This window comes from Bacillus sp. JJ1474, from assembly GCF_036965225.1.
Lineage (GTDB): Bacteria > Bacillota > Bacilli > Bacillales > Cytobacillaceae > Cytobacillus.
The window spans coordinates 17,164-37,400 of record NZ_JBALPC010000035.1 but is presented as its reverse complement, the minus strand read 5'-3'; the positions used below and the strand labels follow the sequence as shown (position 1 = coordinate 37,400).

Here is a 20,237-nt window from a genome sequence, read left to right as displayed (position 1 = left end):
GAAGGAAAAAAAGGAATCCTGCGGTAAAAGAAAGGACTATTCATTAACTCCAAAAGGGTCATGCAGAAACTTACGGGCAATGAAAAGCTTCTATATATTTTACTCCGCTCTTTTCCCCTTTTAGCTCCTAAACTTGATTTATTTTCCAATTTATTATATAGTACATTACAACAGTAATGTACTATATGTGAGGAGGCGGTGACGATTCTTAATACAGACGGAACAAAGCCTATTTATATACAAATTGCGGAATGGATTGAAACGGAGATTATGAATGGACATTTTAAAAAAGATGATAAAGTCTATTCCCAATATCAATTAGCTGAAATGTATACCATCAATCCGGCAACTGCTGCAAAGGGACTTAATCTTTTAGTTGATGAAGCCATCCTCTACAAAAAAAGGGGGCTGGGCATGTTTGTCACAATGAATGCAAAAGAACAGATCATGAATAAACGAAAAAATCAAACATTGAAGCGGTTAGTGCAGGAAATTGTGTTAGAGGCAAATCGCTTGCATATTAGTAAAACAGAATTAATTGAAATGATAAAGGATGCACAATCTGGGGAGGGTGAGCAATGAAGGTGATAGAGTGCAAGGGCTTGACGAAGACCTATTTTCGGAGAAAGGTTTTAAATAATCTCTCTTTTACAATTGAAGAAAATACAATCACTGGATTAATTGGCCGAAATGGAGTCGGCAAAACGACTTTACTTAAAATAATTGCTGGTTTCATTAAAGAAACATCGGGAGACATTGAGGTTTTTTCGGAACGCCCTTTTAACAGTTTAAATGTCTCAGTGAATTCCATATTTGTAGATGACCAGATGAACTTTCCTCCAGCCCTTCAGCTCTATGAATTATTAGAGGAGGCGAGCAGATTCTATCCAAATTGGGATATGGAATTGGCCAAACGCCTGATTAATTATTTTTCCCTTGACCCAAAGCATTATCACAATCGCCTTTCAAAAGGGAAGACTAGTACATTCAATGCCATTGTTGGTTTAGCAGCCCGTCCATCATTAACGATCTTTGACGAACCTACAACAGGAATGGATGCAGCGGTCAGGAAGGATTTCTATCGTGCCTTGCTTAAGGACTATCTTGCACATCCAAGGAGCATTATCATCTCTAGCCATCATTTAGATGAGATTGAAGATTTGTTGGAGGATGTTCTTTTGATTAAGGATGGAAGAAATCATTTGCATATGCCGATGGAAGAACTAAAGGAATGGAGCATCGGTTTAAAAGGGGAAACAATCGTGATTCAAGAGTTGATTAAGGACCGTGAGATTGTTTATGAAAAGCTGATTGGAGGAAACACACTGTACGCGATTGTGAGAAATGATTTCTTAGAGACCGAATTGCAGAAAGCGAAACTTGCAGGAGTGGAGGTTACTGCTGTTGCTCCTAGTGATCTATGTGTCTACTTAACGAACGAAACGAAGGGGGGAATTGACGATGTCTTTAAGGGCCGTTAATTTAACGGATATTGTAAAAAGGCAATATCTGTTCAAGCTAAAGGCGAATATCGATTCATTTAGTGCCCTTGTCGGAATTCAGCTGCTAGCTATGCTGTTTTCAATGGGTGGGGCCCATTCATTTCATTCTTCATCAGATCGCATGGTTTTAAGTGTTAATTATTTATCTGCAGATGTTGTCATTGCTTTCACAATGATTTGGGCTTTAGTTACCGGTATTACGATTACAACGAAGCCCCATCGTCATTTTGATTTTACGTTCGTAACTAATCGTCTGAGCAGCAGCTTAGCCAATATCATCTTTCTATTTTCAGCAAGCATCCTCGGCGGAATTACGGCGATGTTAGCTAGAAGCTTACCTTTAGTTGTAAGGTATATTTTCTTTGGTGAACAGTTTAATAACATGCCGATAACAACTGCAGAATTTCTTCTTGGTGTTGTCGCAACGATTCTATATTTGTTCTGTATCAGCGCAATTGGCTATTTTATTGGGTCACTCGTACAAATAAGCAAGCTGTTTGTTGTTTTAATCCCTGTCCTGATTATAGGATTGATGTTCCTTGATGGTTTCATGAATAGGGAGCCATTTTTAGTAAATATTTTTCAAGTCTACCTTCAGGAATCATCCATCGGATTGTTCATTATAAAAATGACCGTTACGTCTGCCTTATTTTTCATTGGATCCATTGGAATCCTAAATCGGATGGAGGTTAGACGATGAATATCATGGGAACCTTATTGCTGTTTGCTGCATTTATTATCCTGGTTATGATTGTTACTAGCTTAAATGCAAAGAGAAAGTTTATTACTGTAAAGGTTACGCATTGGCTGCTAATGATATATGTTGGTGTGCTCCTGATTTCTGGATTTTATCTGGCGTTATTGCCGCAAGACCGTGCTGCTAGTCGGGAGGCGAAGGAAAATTGGAATGAAGATTGGGCAAGAGATCATTTCTACAATTCTTTACATGAAGGGAATGTTGATCAATTAGAGGGCAGGCAATTAATTCATGCAAAGACTTATGATTATGCAAAAAACACACTTAATATTGAAATAACGGGGTATGCTGACCGTATTTATGTGGAGCGAAAAGACGATGATGATGGTGTAATCGAAGCTCGTGTTTATACGGATGGTTTGATTGTGGGCGGATTTGATTTTTCGAATAAAATACCCCCTGTTAATTTCGGGTTAAACGATGATAGACTAAATATAAACTATCCTAACCATCAAATAATAAATATTTCTGTAGCCAGAAAAGAATTTACGATTAATCAATTTACCGGTCAACATCCAATTAATGATGTCATTGGAGATGGAGTATTAGCTGTATATTTAATTATTCCTAAATCACTTCAATTGCAAAGCGAAATTGCAGATTTTCAATATGTTAATGAATAGGGGCTGTCCTAAAGCAAAGATGCCAGGCACCACGATTCATGATGATGTTTATCGTGGAGCCAGGCACCTTATAGAACAGCCTCAGGGAGGATGAAAACTTTGGAACAGGAAAAACAGCCTTATATGTCAAAGGAGCTTGATGAGGAGACTCTTTTTATTGTATCTCAAACCTTTAAAGCCTTATCAGATCCGACTCGAATCCGGATCCTGCATTTATTATTTGAAGGGGAGCATTCGGTAAATGAAATTGCTGAAAGTCTATCATTGCTCCAATCAACCGTATCACACCAGCTTCGTTTCCTGAAAAATTTACGCTTAGTCAAATTTAGACGAGAAGGTACGTCCCTTTTTTATTCTTGTGATGATGATCATGTGATGGATATATTAAAACAAACAATTGAACATGCGAACCATCATTAATTACAGCTTCCATGATGATTCGGGCAGCCGAATTCTATTTTTTCAACCTGAATGGTACTATGCTCAATCCCAAAGTCATCGTGGAGAATGGATTGGGCATGGTGCAAAATGACATCATGGATCCCATCATTTTCAATGACAAGGTGGCAGCTTAACATCGGCATTCCAGATGTAATCGACCAAATATGAATATCATGAACCGTATTGACGAAAGGAATTTTATGAAGAGCTGTCTTGACCTTCTCAATCTCAATGTGAACGGGGGAGCCTTCCATCAAAATGTGCAAGGATTCCTTCGTTACCCTCCAGCCGCTTACGATGATGAGACCGGCTACAATGACGCTGGCAATCGGGTCAGCTATTCCCCATCCGAAGAACATCATTAGCAGTGCGGCAATGATGGCGCCTACCGATCCAAGCATATCTCCAATTACATGAAGAAAGGCACTTCGGACATTTAAATTCTCCTCTTTATCCCCCCGCATTAAAATCCAAGCTGCAAGAATATTGACTAATAATCCAATGGAAGAAACAATCAACATTCCGACACTTTGAACTTCAGGGGGATTGAAAAAGCGGTGGTAGGCTTCATAAAAAATATAAAGTGAAATAAGAATGAGTGTAATTCCATTTAATGCAGCAGCAATGATTTCAAACCTTTTATAGCCAAAAGTCTTTGAAGCTGAAGCCTTTTTTTCTCCAAGTTTAATGGCAAATAGACTCAAGCCCAATGCCGCTGCATCACTAAGCATATGGCCTGCATCGGAAAGAAGTGCCAAGCTATTTGTCATAATCCCGCCAATTACCTCAACAACCATGAATGCAGCTATTAAGAGAAAGGCTATAAATAACGCTTTTTTATTTTCAATGCTTCCATGAGAGTGGTTATGTCCATGAGCATTACCATGGTGGTGACCCATAGTAAAACCTCCTATTTTCATATATGAATATATACTCATATATAGTATGACAAAGGACTTAAAATGTTTCAACTATTATATTTGGAAAAATGAAAATGATTTATTCAAAAATTTTTGAAAGGATAAAAAGAGCTGCCCCCTCAAGATACGAAATGGGGGCAGCCTTGTTATTATTAAAAAGAAAAAAGTTGAATTAATATTGAACATTAATTTTACAATACCTTACTTAAAAATGCCTTCGTACGTTCATGCTGAGGGTTCCCAAATAACTCATTTGGTTCATTTTCTTCCACGATATAACCGCCGTCCATGAAGATAACCCGGTCACCTACTTCACGGGCAAATCCCATTTCATGTGTTACAACTACCATGGTCATTCCCTCTTTAGCCAGCTGCTTCATTACCTCCAACACATCACCGACCATTTCAGGGTCAAGTGCAGATGTCGGCTCATCAAATAGCATGATTTTTGGATTCATAGCTAAAGCTCTAGCGATGGCAACACGCTGCTTCTGACCGCCAGATAATTCCCCTGGATAGCTATTGGCCTTATCTTCAAGCCCAACCTTATCTAGAAGATCAAGTGCAATTTTCTGAGCAGCCTCTTTTGTTGTTCCGTGAATCTTTATCGGGCCAAGTGTGATGTTCTCCATGACTGTTTTGTGAGGGAATAGATTAAATTGTTGGAAAACCATTCCAACCTCTTGTCTGACCTTGTTTATATTTATTTTTGAATCTGTAATGTCATGTCCGTTAATGATGACCTGACCGCCCGTAATATCTTCAAGACGATTCATGCACCGTAAAAAGGTGCTTTTTCCAGAGCCAGAAGGTCCAATTACGCAAACTACTTCTTTTTCTTTAATATCAGCGTTAATATCTTTTAATACTTCTAACTGGCCAAATGACTTTTTTAGATTTTTTATTTGTATAATACTCATCGTAATTCAAATCTCCTTTCTAGGAAGCTAGCAAGCAAGGAAATTAAATAAATAACAATAAAATAAATGACACCAACGGCAAGCCATATGTTAAATGCATCAAAAGTAGCTGCGGATTGAATCTGGCCTTGCTGTGTTAAATCTGCAATTCCAATGATTGAAAGTAGGGAGGTATCCTTTAAACTAATAATTGATTGATTCGTAATGGTGGGAAGCATTCTTCTAAAAGCCTGAGGAAGTACAATATAACGCATAGACTGAGATCCTGTTAACCCAATAGATCTTGCCGCTTCGGTCTGACCTTTATCAATAGATTGTATTCCTGCACGGATGATTTCTGAAAAGTAAGCACCAGCATTAATAGCAACCGTAATAATCCCTGCTGTTGTATTGTTCAATGAAATAAAGCCTAATGTATTTAATCCAAAGTATATAAAAAATAATTGAACAATAAACGGTGTTCCGCGGATCGCATCGACAAATATCTTTGCAATAATATTAAGAATCTTAAACGGGGAAAGTCTAAATAATGCCATAACAAGTCCAATTAAAAAGCCAAGAATGATTGCAATGATAAAAATATAGGCAGTTACTTGCAGTCCCTTTAATAAATAAGGAAGAACAGATAAAATTGTCTCCATCTTGAAGTCATCTCCTTTCAAAAGAAAGCGCGCTTGAGGGCGCGCTTTTATGTTTGTTTCCTAGAATTATTACTCACCAAGGTAAGTTTTTAGAATTTCATCATATTTTCCATTTTCCTTAAGTTCAGCAAGACCTTTGTTGATCTTTTCTAGAACTTCTTGATTTTTGCCTTTTAATACAGCAATACCGTATTGGTCGTTATTTAAGCGGTCACCAGCAATTTGTAATCCAAGGTCTTTTTGAGCGATTGCATAAGCGATAACTGGATAATCTTCAATAAGAGCATCAGCATTTCCGTTTGCTACTTCTTGGAACATAGCTGGGCTGTCATTAAATTGAACGACTTTAAAGCCTTTGCTATCAGCATTTTCTTGTGCAAATAGTGCACCTGAAGTTCCTTTTTTTACAGCTACTGTTTTGCCTTTAAGGTCATCTAAAGTTGTAATATCGCTATTGTCCTTTTTAACGACTAATGTAATACCAGCATCAAAGTATGGTTCTGAGAAATCAACAATTTTCTTTCTCTCTTCTGTAATACTCATACCTGCAATGGCAATATCAAGCTGGTTAGCTTGCATAGCTGGAATGATTCCGCCGAAATCCATTGGATTTAAATCAATTTTAATTCCTTGGCTTTCTGCAATAGCATTGATTATTTCAATATCAATTCCTTTGTATTCTCCGCCTTCTTCAAATTCAAAAGGAGGATAAGTAGTATCAATTCCAACTTTATATACTTTAGAATCATCACTAGATGAACCTTCTCCTGACTTTCCTTCACTTTTATCTGTGCCACAAGCAGCAAGTAGAAGGCTAAGGATAACAAATAAACTAAATAAACTGAATTTCTTCATTTTCCAATCACTCCCTATATTCTGATTATTGATGTTTTACGAATATTTAACAAATATATCATAAAACATTAAAAACGCATACTAAATTCAACAAAAAATAGTATTTCGCATTTAAAAAAATTCTTATTCCAAAATAGTTTATTTTTGGATGTTTTATTGATGCTTTTAATAAATTCATTTAATAATATTATTATTTTCATAATATAAAGAAGGTTAAGGGTGCTGCAACCGTTTAAATAATTATTACAAAAAAATCAGGACCGAATCAAAAATAGATTTGGTCCTGATTTATCTTAAGTTTACTTTAATGGCTCTTTTCGTATATAGTCCGAATACTGAAGAATTTGCAAGGTGTTATTAATCTTTTTTTGCAATTCTTTTGTGTTCTTGGATTTCTTCATGGTTTTTCGATCATATAACGAAGCAGGGTGCTTAGCACTTGGTGCAGTATACAGTATGTTATTGCTGATAAACGATCCGCCGGGCATATAGTAACGCATCCCAATAAGGTTATTTTCGTATTGAAAAAGATTATGGCCGATCATTTGCCTATCATGCTCAATTCCAAGAAGGTTTAGAAGGGTTGGCATGAGGTCTATTTGACCGCCAAGTCTAGAGTAAGTTTCCCCCATAAAAATATCCGGCGCGGTGAAAAGAACAGGTACAGTAAAGCGGTCATGGAGATTATAGCGATGACCTAGCGTTTCCTTTAACAACTCCTGGTCCTTTTCTGTTACGGGTGCTCCGTGTAATCCTGAATGGTCTCCGTATATTAACAAAATCGAATCCTCATAAATCTCAAGATCCTTTAGTTTTTGGATAAACAATCCGATTTGTTCATCCGTATAGCGTACTGATTGTAAATAGTTTCCGACATATGTCCCATTAAATTCTTCGGGCAAATTAAGATATTCCATTTCAGCTGGCATTTCGAAAGGGGTATGACTTGTAAGGGTGATGATATTTGAATACATTTTTTCCTGTGATTCCAGCTGGTCTGGTAATTGTGACACGACAAAGTTAAATAATATTTCATCGGCTGGGCCGAAGCCAATTAGTTTCTCGTTCGGGATTTCACTGTTTGTATATACATAGTCAAAACCAAGTGCAGGATATAATTTATCACGGCTCCAATAAGTAATATCATCCGCATGATAGGTAGCCGTTCCATAACCATGTTTTTTCAACGTGCGGACTAGTGAGGGGATCTTATTGCCATCAATGACATTTACAGTTGGATCCATGCCCTCTGGATAAAGGGATGTATGCATAAGCCACTCTGCATCCGATGTGTTGCCAGCGCCAATTTGCTGATACACATTATTGAAATAAGCACTATCCTTCAAGAGGTCATTTAGATGCGGCGTTATTTCCTGTCCCTCAATCGTTTGATTAATAGTGAATTCCTGTAAGGATTCTACTTGAATCACAAATACATGACGATCCTTTGCAATGCCATAAGTTCGATGCTCAGTAAAAGGCACATACACATTGCCTTTTAATTTCGCTAACTCCTCATCTGATAAGTGTTCATTTTGAGCAAAGGCTGTGCCAAACCCGCGTTCATACAATTGCACAAATTGGGATTGAATATATCCATGCTTTTTGGCGAAATAGGATACATCCACTAAAGGATAGAAAAAGGCAAGAACGGTAGTAGCGAATCCTAAACAGCTTAATCCGATCGCCCATCTTTTTGCATTTAAGAAATTGTTTCGTCTATTTGATTTTGTAAAATACCAGATTAGCGGAAGAATCAATGCTACATCTAAGAAAAATAAGAAATCATAAGGAGTCCCAAGCAAAGCAACTGTCCCTTTGACAGAGTTTGATTGGTAGATTTGTTTTACATCATAATAGGAAGGGACTGTTGAAAAATATCTTGTGTAGAAAACAACAACGATAAAAAGGACAGATAAGCCAAGATTATAAAGCCAGATCGTTAGCCATTTTCGTTTTTTACTTAAAAGAATGAAGATGGTTAAGCCAAGTGCCCACATTGGAAACTCTATTAACAGAATGTGGAAAATGGATTTGTTATCAAAAATAACAATTTGAAAAGCTGTAATTTTTAAAAAAAGAACAAGCATGATCAAGGTAAATGGATGGCATAGTACATTTTTTACTTCTGCAAGCCGAAACTTATTCATTGGAGAAGGCACCTCTTGACGTATTGATCATCCTAAACTTTACCAAACAAACATCAAGTCTTGCAAACAATATATATGAGATTGTAATTAAATTATGTAGGAGAAGTTCCTTGAAGTTTTTGGAAACTTTTTTTTCTGTCCCTCTGTGACTTAACAATTTATCACCATATAAAATGGAATCTATTCGATAACCAAACCATTATTATTTGTGTGTTAAAGATTTTTTTACTATTTGGTTTAACTTAGAAAAATATAGAAAAAATAATAATTAATGAAAAAGTACTTGTTTTTTTTATGAAATCCTTCTATAGTAATCTGGTAATGACAACTGTCAAGACAGGGGGAGAACAACATGGCAGAGAAAACAATTTCACAGAGAAAGCTACTAGGCATTGCAGGGCTAGGATGGATGTTCGATGCAATGGATGTCGGTATGCTTTCATTTATTATCGTAGCACTTAAAACTGAATGGGGCTTGACACCAGCTCAAATGGGCTGGATTGGAAGTGTTAATTCAATTGGGATGGCTGTAGGTGCGTTAGTTTTTGGTTTGTGGGCTGACCGTATTGGTAGAAAGAATATTTTTATCATTACTTTGCTCATGTTTTCACTTGCAAGCGGATTTTCAGCATTCACAACAACACTTGCAGCATTTCTAATTTTACGCTTTTTCGTTGGGATGGGGCTTGGAGGAGAATTGCCTGTCGCCTCAACACTCGTTTCGGAAAGTGTATCAGCTAAAGATCGTGGGCGGGTTGTCGTTCTGCTTGAAAGTTTTTGGGCGTTTGGCTGGTTGCTTGCTGCTATTATTTCATATTTTGTTATTCCTTCATTTGGTTGGCAAATCGCACTTATTCTCGGTGCACTTCCTGCCTTTTATGCCATTTACTTGCGTTTAAATCTGCCGGATTCTCCAGCATTTTCACCAAAAAAAGTGGAAAAACGGACGGTTAGACAAAACGTTCGCGATGTCTGGTCTAAAAAATATGCCCGCTCCACCTTGGTGTTATGGACTGTCTGGTTTACAGTCGTTTTTTCATACTATGGCATGTTCCTATGGCTTCCAAGTGTCATGGTCATGAAGGGTTTTAACATGATTCAAAGCTTTGAATATGTTTTGATCATGACACTCGCTCAGCTGCCGGGTTACTTTACAGCAGCATGGCTTATTGAACGTGTAGGACGGAAATTTGTGCTTGCTGTCTATTTACTTGGCACAGCCGGTTCAGCTCTTGTTTTCGGCAACGCTGAAACGACAGCCGTTCTTATAACAGCGGGAATTTTATTGTCATTCTTTAACCTAGGAGCGTGGGGTGCATTGTACGCCTATACTCCGGAACAATATCCGGCTGTCATTCGCGGCACTGGCTCTGGAATGGCCGCATCCATCGGCCGGGTGGGAGGAATACTTGGACCGCTGCTTGTGGGTTCACTTGTTGCTGCAGGCTATTCAATTGGCTTCATATTCGGCATATTTTGTGTGAGCATCATTATTGGTGTTATTACCCTTGTTTTTCTTGGCAGGGAAACACGCCAAATTGAATTAACATAATTAATACTAACTAAGAAAAAAAGCCAAAGAGGCGGCATTGTCCGCAACTTGGGCTTTTTTTCTATTTTTTCCAAAAGGGTATAAAGGTAAATGATATAAAAATGAGTAGGTACTATGACATGCATTGGGGACTGAGTATTCGAAAAATATTATACTAAATAGTCCTACTTTTACTTCTAAGAAATATATATAGGGAGAAGGCTTGTATTTCAAAAAGAAGAAAATAGGAGGGTCAGTATGAAGTTTAAAAAGTCTTTGGCACTATTGTTAACTGGAGGTTTAATAGCAGGTATATTAGCTGGCTGTGCTGAAAAAACAGAAACAGGAAGCTCAGGTTCAGGTGAGCAAAAGGATTCGGCCGTTATAAAAATTGCTACACAGACTCCGCTCTCAGGTGGAAGTGCAACGATAGGGGAAGCTATTAAATTAGGTGCACAGCTTAAATTAGACGAAGAAAAGGCCAAATTTAAAGAATTGGGTTTTGAGTTGCAGCTTGTTCCTTATGATGACCAAGCGGATCCAAAAAAAGGCGTGGCCAATGCACAATTAATTGGTTCAGATAAATCGATCCTCGCTGTTGTCGGTCACTTTAACTCAGGTGTGGCGATTCCTTCATCAGAAGTATATGAAAAATATGCGATCCCGATGGTTTCTCCTGCTAACTCAGCAACAGATGTTACGGATAGAGGATTAAAAACTGTCAACCGAATCGTCGCTCGTGATGACTTTCAAGGTCCAGCAGGCGCTGAATTCGCAGTTAACACATTAAATGCAAAGAAAATCTTTGTTGTTCAAGATAAAACAGCATATGGTACTGGTCTAGCAGAAGCTTTCAAGAAAGCAGCGGAAGAAAAAGGTGCTGAAATTCTTGGGTTTGAAGGGATTACAGTCGGAGAAAAAGACTTCAATGGTGTTGTTAACCAAATTCTTTCCAAGAAGCCAGATTTAGTATTCTTCGGAGGAATCTATTCAGAAGCAGGTCTGTTAATTAAACAATCCCGCGAAAAAGGCATCGATGTTCCGTTTTTAGGGGGAGATGGACTGGATTCTTCTACTCTTGTTGAAATTGCTGGAGATGCCGTTAAAAATACGTACATCACTGCTTTAGCAGGGGATTCTACTAAAACTGAAGAAGGTAAAAAATTCATAGAAAAATACAAAGCCACATTTAATAAAAATACGGAATCCTACTCAGTTTACGGTTATGACACAATGGGGCTAGTTTTAAAAGCGATTGAAGATTCGATAAAAGCAAATGACAACAAATTGCCAACACGTGAACAAGTAAGAGATGCCGTTCGCGCCGTGAAGGACTATCAAGGTGTTCTGACAAAAGTTAGCTTTGACGATATAGGAGACAATGATTTTGCTAAAGTATTTATTTATCAATTTGCAGAAGTTAGCTATCCGCCACAAGCTGTAGGTGAAATAAATAAATAAGATTCATTGGCTGAAAGGGGTATAACCCATTCTATTGGGAAAATACCCTTCTTTGTCTAGCCTCCAGCGCCTACCCCCTCGAGGTCACAAGCCAATCCTCCCAGAAAGGTAAAGTACACCATTCCGTGAGGATCGTCTTGTGCTTGTCGGGGGTGACCAAGGCGCTTACGCTTTTCTATTTTCTACATTTGAAAGAGGAGGTAACGTATGCTGACTGAATTATTGCAAACAATCCCTCAAGTTTTAATTGACGGTCTGACCTTAGGAGCTGTGTATGCTGTAATTGCTTTAGGGTACACGATGGTTTATGGGATATTAGAATTAATCAATTTTGCTCACGGTGAGATCTTTATGACAGGTGCTTTTATCGGTACAGCGATTCTCATCGTTTTGACAGGAATAGGGTGGGTTTCAGCGGTGCCTGCAATTGTTATGCTGATTACGGTACTTTTATTAACAGCTATCCTAACTGGCTTTATAGGGATGGGGATTGAACGAGTAGCGTATCGACCGTTACGAAAAGCACCTAGATTAATCCCCCTTATCACTGCAATTGGTATTTCGTTTTTATTACAAGATATTGTGAGATTCATAGCTGAATTGAAAAAAGGAAACTTTATCGTAACGGGACCAAGTCTTTTTACAAATCAAATTTCAATTAAAGCTTCTTCCATTAGCTCTATTTTTAACGATGCATCTATTAAAACATCATTTGTTATTGTGCTTGTAACGGCCATAATTATGATGATTGGTCTTGACTTCTTTGTTAATCGAACAAAATGGGGAATGGCTATGAGGGCTGTAGCTCAAGATCGTGAAACTGCTTCCTTAATGTCAGTCAATGTGAATAAGGTCATTTCAATCACCTTTTTTGTTGGGTCTGCTCTAGGTGGAGCAACGGGGGTACTATTTGCCGTACAATACGGAACAATCGATCCGTATATTGGGTTTATTCTAGGGTTAAAGGCATTTACAGCAGCAGTATTAGGCGGCATCGGAAATATTCGTGGTGCTATGCTAGGGGGGCTGTTGCTCGGAGTAATGGAAATGTTTGCATCTGCCAATTTAACACTATTAACCGGTGGATTATTCGGTGCCGAATACAAAGATGTCTTTGCCTTTGCCATCTTGATCATCGTGTTACTTTTTAAGCCGGAGGGTCTACTTGGCAAACCGGTCGCTGAGAAAGTGTAGGTGGGAAGAATGAAAACTCTATGGGATAAATATAAACAAAACAAAATGGCACATGGAATTTTTCTTTTAATTTACATCGGAGTTTCTTCATTAAGTTTATTTATGGCACAAAGGTCAGTTACTGCATTCCTGCTATTATTATCTTCCTTGTTATTGCTATATTTTACAAATTTCAAAAATCTGACGAAATGGCTGATTGCGGGAATTGTTCTTGTGTTTCTACTCCCGTTCACAGCAAGTCAAGGAGATGCCTATCAATCCTATATGGAAGTTGCTACACTTGTTGGAATCTATATAGCAATGGCTCTCGGATTAAATATTGTCGTTGGAATGGCTGGTCTTCTTGACTTGGGATTTGTCGCCTTCTTTGCTGTTGGAGCATACACATATGGGATTTTTGCTACAGCCCAAGCTTCGAATTTTATGCCGTTTGGTACGTTTCCACTTTCAGGAGAAAGCTTTTGGATCTTTATTATTTTGGGCTGTTTAGTTGCAGCGTTGTTTGGAATTTTACTCGGAATTCCGGTTCTTCGGGTAAAAGGGGATTATTTAGCAATCGTTACATTAGGGTTTGGCGAGATTATTAGAATTATTTTTAATAACCTTGACCGCCCGCTTAATATTACAAACGGTGCAATGGGAATTCCTTCTGTTACCCCGCCTCGATTGTTTGGAATAGATTTTCTTTTTCCAAGTCAATTTTATTACATTGTACTCGTACTCCTGTTATTTACCATTTTTACGGTCCGTCGTTTCGAGCATTCAAAAATTGGCCGTTCATGGAAAGCGGTCAGAGAAAATGAAATTGCTGCTCAAGCGATGGGTGTTCCTTTAGTGCGGACAAAACTAATGGCTTTTGCAATCGGTGCCTCCTTCTCAGGGATGATGGGTGTCGTATTTGCTGCAAAACAAGCCTTTGTCGATCCTACAAGCTTTACTCTTCTCGAGTCGATTACGATTTTAGTTATGGTACTCTTAGGCGGGATGGGCAGTGTCCCAGGTGTTATTCTAGGTGCGGCTGTGATGACGATTCTGAACCTTCAAGTATTAACTGAAATAACAAATTGGTTGAATCAGTTAAGCTTGTCAGGGGCAATTTCAATCCCAGATGCCCTTTCACCGGCTAAAATGCAAAGATTAATATTTGGTTTGCTATTAATCTTGTTTGCTTTATATAGGCCAAAGGGACTTTTGCCGGCAAAAAATCGTGTCTATGATGAAAAGGTTTTACAAGAGGGAAGCAGTCAAGCTGCTTTAGGAATTTTACCTGAAAATGAGAAGCTCAATGCGAAGGAGGTGTAGATGCATGTCTATTTTAGAGGTCCAAAATTTAACAAAGCAATTTGGCGGCCTTACTGCTAATCAAGATGTATCGATGAAGGTGGAAAAAAGCTCAATTACAGCGGTGATTGGACCGAACGGGGCAGGAAAAACAACATTTTTTAATATGATTACAGGTGTGTACCAGCCAACATCCGGCAGTATTTTGCTTGAAAATGAAAAAATAAACGGTTTAAAACCGGATGAGGTATCAAAAAAAGGAATATCAAGAACCTTTCAAAATATCCGTTTGTTTAATGAAATGTCAGTTCTCGAAAATGTTCTTGTAGGCATGCATACACATTTAAAAGCAGGACTTATGGGGATTTTATTCAATCTTCCAGCCATTCGCAAAGAAGAAAGAGCATCTGAAATAAAAGCGTATCAATTATTGGAATATGTAGGACTTGCTCCCCTTTTAAATGAGAAAGCAAGCAATCTAAGCTATGGTGCTCAAAGAAGGCTAGAAATTGCAAGAGCTCTTGCTGCGGATCCAAAGGTCTTATTACTAGATGAGCCTGCTGCAGGTATGAATCCAAAAGAAACAAACGAACTTACTCAGCTTATCAAAAGAATGAGAGAAGAATTCAATCTGACTATTATTTTAATTGAGCATGATATGAAGCTGGTCATGAAGATTTCTGAACATATCGTTGTACTGGACCATGGCGAAAAAATTGCAGAAGGAAAGCCTGAAGACATTCGAAACAATCCTAAGGTTATCGAAGCATACTTAGGAACTGGGGCTGTTCAGGTTGGATAGGGGGATAAAACATGCTTCAAATAAAAAATGTTGAAACCTACTATGGCGGGATACAGGCCTTAAAAGGGATAGATGTTGCAGTGGATAAAGGTGAAATTGTTACTCTTATCGGCAGTAATGGAGCAGGAAAATCAACCACTTTAAAATCCATTAGCGGCCTAGCGAAAGTAACGAATGGTAACATTGTCTATAACGGATCAGAAATATCAAATAAGCCTGCCCATGAAACGACTTTGTTGGGGATTGCACATGTGCCAGAAGGCCGGAAGATTTTTCCAAAACTGTCGGTCAAGGAAAACTTATTAATGGGAGCCTTTTCTGTAAAAAATAAGAGTGTAATTGATCAAAGAATGGAAAGGGTTTTTCAATATTTTCCTAAGTTGAAAGATCGTTTTGAGCAAAAGGGCGGTACGATGAGCGGAGGGGAACAGCAAATGCTTGCCATCGGACGAGCCCTTATGATGGAACCTGATTTATTAATGCTAGACGAGCCTTCAATGGGGCTTGCGCCAATCATTGTGGAACAAATTTTTGAAATCATCAAAGAACTAAATCAAGAAGGCATAACCATCTTACTGGTTGAACAAAATGCTTATCAAGCTCTGCAAATTGCCCATAGAGGTTATGTGATTCAAACAGGAGAAATTAAACTTCAAGGAGACGGCAATGAGCTGCTTAAGAATGAAGAAGTCCGTGAAGCATATTTAGCATAAGATAGCCTAAATCTCATATTAATCTAACGCTTAGATACTTTCTATCCAAGCGTTTTTTTGTTGTTCTGAAAACTATTGAGAGGTATTATTCCATATTGGTTTTTATTTTAGAAAAAAAATGATACTATCACTAGGTATGAGTAAGGAACAAAGCTAGCTATAAGTTTAAGAAAATGGAGGATTTTATGGAATCCTGGATTCAAGATTTAATAGAGCAATTTGGGTATTGGGGAGTATTTTTACTAATTGCCGTTGAAAATATTTTTCCTCCCATTCCTTCAGAAGTTATTCTTACCTTTGGGGGATATTTGACAAATAGCATGAATCTAAGTGTCACAGGTGTTATTATCTCAGCAACATTAGGCTCTGTCATGGGAGCTGTTATATTGTATGGTCTTGGTTTATTAATGGATGTAAAGAGATTAGAAAGAATCATTGATCGGTATGGACGTTTTTTGCGTTTGACAAAAGATGATATTTATCGTGCAGATGCTTGGTTTGATAAATATGGAATTTGGACTGTCCTGTTTTGTCGATTAATTCCTCTTATTAGGAGTTTAATTTCTATCCCAGCTGGAATGTCCAATATGAACTTTTGGTTATTTTTACTTTTTACAACTATAGGAACACTCATTTGGAATACAGTTTTAGTTAATTTAGGAGCCGCGGTTGGATCTAATTGGGAGTATATTGTAGAAATTATGGATAAGTTCTCGACTGTCGTTTATACACTAATCGTTATATTATTTGTCTTGGTTATTGTTTGGTATATTAAAAAGCGAAAAGAGAGAAAACCTAATAGCTAATTTATAGAAAAAGTTGAGTAACTGCCTAAGTTGGATTAGGAGGGCGGTTGCTCTTTTTCATTTGGATGGGAGTTTCAATTTAATTAATAAATTGATAGCGACAATTATTAAAAATAGAGCATTTTCTTAATGTAATTTGAATCAGGGTATACAATGTATTAGGATAGAAAATAATACCACAAAATAATACAATAAAATTATAGAATTAAAAGTTTTTCTGAGAGGACAGATTTTCATTGGAAACTAAAAAAGCATTGCCTATTTTATTTTTAGTTATGTTTCTAGTAATGGTAGGCTTCGGAATTATTATCCCTGTCATCCCTTTTTATGCAGAAGAAATCGGGGCAAGTCCAGCCCAGCTAGGCTGGTTAATGGCTGTGTATTCCTTAATGCAGCTGCTTTTTGCGCCAGTGTGGGGGAGAATATCAGATCGAATTGGGCGGAAACCAGTCATTGCAATCGGGATCGCCGGATTGTCGCTTTCGTTTTTTTTAACGGCATTTTCAAGTCAGCTTTGGATGCTGTTTGCTGCAAGAATTATAGGAGGAATGTTATCTTCTGCTAATATGCCAACAGTTATGGCATATGTTGCTGATATAACGTCAGAGGAGAATCGCGGGAAGGGCATGGGGATTATAGGTGCCGCTACGGGTTTAGGCTTTATTTTCGGACCGGCTATCGGCGGTATGTTCTCAAAAATAAGCTTAACGATGCCCTTCTACATAGCAGGTACAACATCGGCATTAACGCTTATCCTCGTTTTATTCATATTAAAAGAGTCTTTAACCGAGGAATCCAAACTTAATCAAACACAGAAAAAAGCTTCGATATGGAGTGCATTCAAAGGCTCGGTATCCATTTTATTTATGCTCCAGCTATTTATTTCCTTATCGCTCTCTGGCTTGGAAGCAACATTTGCTTATTTCGCTGCGAAAAAGGCTGGATTAGGAACCGTACAATTAGGTTATATCTTTATGATTATGGGACTTGCAAGTGCCGTTGTTCAAGGAGGGCTCATAGGGCGATTAACGAAGAAGTTTGGTGAGGGAACTGTTATTCAAGGCGGAATTATCGTTTCAGCCATTGGGTTCGCCTGTATTTTGCTAGTTGATAGCTTTGCAACTGCTGCTCTGTTTTTAACGATTTTTGGGGTTGGAAATGGTGTAATTCGTCCTACTGTATCAGCTTTAATTACGAAAAGGTCGATGGCAGGTCATGGAAGCTCAACAGGACTGCTATCTTCCTTTGATTCGCTTGGCAGAATTATTGGCCCACCATTAGGAGGCTGGCTATTCTCGATCCAAGCAGGACTTCCATACATATCTGGGGCTGTTTTATCACTCATAGCCTTTGTTTTATATAGAATATATGCAATAAAATCTAGTAAAACAATTTTTTATAAGCCCGAGCTAAATAGAAAATAGAGCAATGTGAACATAATAATAAATCCCGAATCTCTATAAAGACTCGGGATTTTTGCTTTATTTTATTATTTAGTTGCACCTTCAACGTTTGGTCGGTTGTTTTCATCAATGAAACAGACGGCAATTGTACCAACAAGGAGCAAAGCACCAGCGAAATAGAATCCTGTGTTTAAGCTTCCTGTAACGTCTGTAAGGAATCCGGTAATGTAAGGTGCTAGGATAGAACCACACATACCGATAAAGTTATAAACACCAAATGATGTACTATAAGCATTTTTTGGCGCATTATCAGCGATAACCGCAACTAAAACAGGGTTTGTACTGATTTTACCGAAAATACCATATCCAATTAAAGCGGCATATAATACTGCCATACTATCGAAGAAAACAATGGATACTAGTGCAATGATGGATAATGGCATCATGACTAAAAGAACAGGCTTACGTTTACCCATTTTGTCTGCAATCCAGCTGAATAAAATGGAGCCTGGAATCGCAGCCCAAGGAACAAGGGATGATACGAATGCAACACTTCCGCCGGTAATGCCGCGCTCCTGCTCTAAGTAGAAAGGAATCCAAGTAATAACTACGAAGAATGCATAGATGGCACTGAAAATCGTGATATAAGCTGCAATTAAATTTCGATTCTTAAATAACTCTCCAATTTTAAGCTTTTCGCCATTATTTTCTGCAGCTTTCTCTGCTTTCGATTTTGGCTTTTCTTTTATTACCCACCACATAGCTAATCCGATTAGAACGACAGGAATAGCGATGATGAAGAATGGTGATCTCCAGCTCATTCCAAACTCATGAACAGAATAACTTGAAATATAGTAACCAATAGAGGTACCGAAAGCCATTCCGCTGTTAATGATCGCGCTACCTAATGTAATACGGTGTGGAGGTATCGCTTCAGATGATAGACCGTAAGATGGACCATAGAAGAAGCCTTGGAAAATACCTACCATTATCCAAGATGTCATAAATAGGAAGAATGTTGGCATCATACCAGTTACTGCGGCAAAAACACCGAATAGAATAACCCCTGGTACAAGCACTCGCTTTTTCCCGATTTTATCCCCTAGAATACCTGAAGGAATGTTAAGTCCTGCATATCCTAAGAAGAAAATACTCATAATTAAACCAAGCTGTGAATTACTTAAACCAAACTCACTTTGAATGTCGCCCATGATCGGGTTCAGAATTGTACGAGTAGCATATAGTGCGACCCAACCTAAAAAGAATACGGTTACAATTTTGACCCAATATGGGATTCCGCCTTTTCCAGCGGGCTCATTTTGCTCCAAAACCTTTGCCATTTTGTCTTCCTCCCATTTGATTATTTTTATATGCTGGCAGTAAGGAAAGGTATTAATAACTACAATCTCACTATAAGTCATCTTGCGTTGCAGACGAATAAAAAAGGTAAGGTTAACATTACAAAAAGATTAAATTCAAAAAAAATACCCATATTGCATCTAGCAATACGGGTAACAAAAACATTAAATTTTCGGTACGCTTCTGAGCATATATCCAAGACCGGGATACGTTACAATATATTCTTCTTTACTGTGCAAAAGATCTTTGATCTTTCGGCGTATTCTTGCGATACTGACACGCAAATATTCTACATCATCTCGGTATTGCGGACCCCAAACTTCTGATAATAAGGTTTCATGCTGGACAACTTTATCTAAATTAAGCGCTAATATTTCCATAACTGAATACTCAGTTTGAGTAAGCTTAAACTCTTCATTATTAATCCAGCATCGCTTGCTGCCAAGATCGAGTGCTAAATCTCCCGTTCGAATAATCGGAGTTTTTGCCAATCCAGGCTCAGCATAGCTTGATTGACTTCTTCTCAAAACAGCATTAACCCTGGCAAAAAGCTCATCTAATGAGAAAGGCTTTGTTAAGTAGTCATCTGCACCAACATTCAAACCGTGCACTTTATCATGTGGATTGCTTCTAGCTGTCAGCATAATGACAGGAACATCCGAGAACTTGCGAAGTTTTTCAAGCACATCGAAGCCATCCTGTCCAGGCATCATAATATCAAGCAGTATTAAATCAGGTGAAATAAGGTCGAATCTTTCAAATAACTCTTCACCTGAATTGACCGTTGTTACTTCATAACCAATGGATTTTAAGTTGGCAGAAACAAATCGCAATATTTTTGGTTCGTCATCTACAATACAAATCTTTTGGCCCTTCAA

Annotated in this window: 20 protein-coding genes; 13 read left to right on the top strand and 7 right to left on the bottom strand. The window is 38.0% G+C overall.

Translation table 11 applies throughout. The features are described 5' to 3' along the window. Window positions 1–198 precede the first annotated feature (198 nt). The 5 genes from V7164_RS05595 (at window position 199) to V7164_RS05575 (ending at window position 3,302) form a co-directional block, all read left to right on the top strand. Window positions 199–582 carry a GntR family transcriptional regulator gene (locus V7164_RS05595; protein WP_335353573.1) on the top strand — a complete coding sequence of 128 codons (384 nt, stop codon included), beginning with the start codon at window positions 199–201 and terminating at the stop codon, window positions 580–582. Further along, a complete protein-coding gene (locus V7164_RS05590; protein ID WP_335345091.1) occupies window positions 579–1,481 on the top strand; it encodes an ABC transporter ATP-binding protein in 903 nt (300 codons plus the stop codon). Before V7164_RS05595 ends, V7164_RS05590 begins: the two co-directional genes overlap by 4 nt. Beyond that, complete coding sequence (locus tag V7164_RS05585) at window positions 1,462–2,202, top strand: hypothetical protein (protein ID WP_335345092.1); 741 nt, start codon at window positions 1,462–1,464, stop codon at window positions 2,200–2,202. The genes V7164_RS05590 and V7164_RS05585 overlap by 20 nt, the downstream gene beginning before the upstream one ends. Then, window positions 2,199–2,882: a hypothetical protein gene (locus tag V7164_RS05580; protein WP_335345093.1), complete on the top strand. Its 684-nt coding sequence runs from the start codon at window positions 2,199–2,201 to the stop codon at window positions 2,880–2,882. Before V7164_RS05585 ends, V7164_RS05580 begins: the two co-directional genes overlap by 4 nt. Before the next feature lie 123 nt (window positions 2,883–3,005). Continuing rightward, window positions 3,006–3,302, top strand: a complete 297-nt coding sequence (locus V7164_RS05575; RefSeq protein WP_191969124.1) for an ArsR/SmtB family transcription factor — start codon at window positions 3,006–3,008, stop codon at window positions 3,300–3,302. Here V7164_RS05575 and V7164_RS05570 read toward each other — a convergent pair. The 5 genes from V7164_RS05570 to V7164_RS05550 all read right to left on the bottom strand — a co-directional run bounded on the left by V7164_RS05570 (window position 3,299) and on the right by V7164_RS05550 (window position 8,809). Further along, window positions 3,299–4,222, bottom strand: a complete 924-nt coding sequence (locus tag V7164_RS05570; RefSeq protein ID WP_335353572.1) for a cation diffusion facilitator family transporter — start codon at window positions 4,220–4,222, stop codon at window positions 3,299–3,301. The genes V7164_RS05575 and V7164_RS05570 overlap by 4 nt on opposite strands. Before the next feature lie 212 nt (window positions 4,223–4,434). Next, window positions 4,435–5,163, bottom strand: coding sequence for an amino acid ABC transporter ATP-binding protein (locus tag V7164_RS05565; RefSeq protein ID WP_335345095.1), 729 nt, complete (start codon window positions 5,161–5,163; stop codon window positions 4,435–4,437). Further along, the gene (locus V7164_RS05560) at window positions 5,160–5,804 is read right to left on the bottom strand and encodes an amino acid ABC transporter permease (RefSeq protein ID WP_335345096.1); all 645 of its coding nucleotides are present in this window, start codon (window positions 5,802–5,804) and stop codon (window positions 5,160–5,162) included. Before V7164_RS05560 ends, V7164_RS05565 begins: the two co-directional genes overlap by 4 nt. A gap of 69 nt (window positions 5,805–5,873) precedes the next feature. Next, a complete protein-coding gene (locus V7164_RS05555; RefSeq protein ID WP_335345097.1) occupies window positions 5,874–6,659 on the bottom strand; it encodes a transporter substrate-binding domain-containing protein in 786 nt (261 codons plus the stop codon). A 299-nt stretch (window positions 6,660–6,958) separates the two neighbouring features. Then, a complete protein-coding gene (locus V7164_RS05550; protein WP_335353571.1) occupies window positions 6,959–8,809 on the bottom strand; it encodes an LTA synthase family protein in 1,851 nt (616 codons plus the stop codon). Between the two features lie 352 nt (window positions 8,810–9,161). Here V7164_RS05550 and V7164_RS05545 point away from each other — a divergent pair, with 352 nt between their 5' ends. From V7164_RS05545 to V7164_RS05510, 8 genes are all read left to right on the top strand, one after another. Beyond that, a complete protein-coding gene (locus V7164_RS05545) occupies window positions 9,162–10,361 on the top strand; it encodes an MFS transporter (RefSeq protein ID WP_335345099.1) in 1,200 nt (399 codons plus the stop codon). A 237-nt stretch (window positions 10,362–10,598) separates the two neighbouring features. After that, on the top strand, window positions 10,599–11,801 hold the full coding sequence (locus V7164_RS05540) for a branched-chain amino acid ABC transporter substrate-binding protein (protein WP_335345100.1): 1,203 nt from the start codon (window positions 10,599–10,601) through the stop codon (window positions 11,799–11,801). A gap of 207 nt (window positions 11,802–12,008) precedes the next feature. Continuing rightward, entirely contained in the window at window positions 12,009–12,995 is a 987-nt protein-coding gene (locus V7164_RS05535; protein WP_335345101.1) for a branched-chain amino acid ABC transporter permease, read from the top strand. A 9-nt stretch (window positions 12,996–13,004) separates the two neighbouring features. Further along, window positions 13,005–14,297, top strand: a complete 1,293-nt coding sequence (locus V7164_RS05530) for a branched-chain amino acid ABC transporter permease (protein WP_335345102.1) — start codon at window positions 13,005–13,007, stop codon at window positions 14,295–14,297. Window positions 14,298–14,301: 4 nt separating this feature from the next. Then, the gene (locus V7164_RS05525; RefSeq protein WP_335345103.1) at window positions 14,302–15,078 is read left to right on the top strand and encodes an ABC transporter ATP-binding protein; all 777 of its coding nucleotides are present in this window, start codon (window positions 14,302–14,304) and stop codon (window positions 15,076–15,078) included. An 11-nt stretch (window positions 15,079–15,089) separates the two neighbouring features. Beyond that, entirely contained in the window at window positions 15,090–15,791 is a 702-nt protein-coding gene (locus V7164_RS05520; protein ID WP_335345104.1) for an ABC transporter ATP-binding protein, read from the top strand. A 185-nt stretch (window positions 15,792–15,976) separates the two neighbouring features. Then, window positions 15,977–16,597 (top strand): DedA family protein, encoded by a 621-nt coding sequence (locus V7164_RS05515; protein ID WP_335345105.1) that lies wholly within the window; start codon window positions 15,977–15,979, stop codon window positions 16,595–16,597. A 236-nt stretch (window positions 16,598–16,833) separates the two neighbouring features. Then, window positions 16,834–18,021: an MFS transporter gene (locus V7164_RS05510; protein ID WP_335345106.1), complete on the top strand. Its 1,188-nt coding sequence runs from the start codon at window positions 16,834–16,836 to the stop codon at window positions 18,019–18,021. 65 nt (window positions 18,022–18,086) lie between these two features. Here the strand turns inward: V7164_RS05510 and V7164_RS05505 are convergent, their stop codons facing one another. Next, window positions 18,087–19,340 (bottom strand): MFS transporter, encoded by a 1,254-nt coding sequence (locus V7164_RS05505; protein ID WP_335345107.1) that lies wholly within the window; start codon window positions 19,338–19,340, stop codon window positions 18,087–18,089. A 183-nt stretch (window positions 19,341–19,523) separates the two neighbouring features. Then, window positions 19,524–20,237: a response regulator transcription factor gene (locus tag V7164_RS05500; RefSeq protein WP_335345108.1), complete on the bottom strand. Its 714-nt coding sequence runs from the start codon at window positions 20,235–20,237 to the stop codon at window positions 19,524–19,526.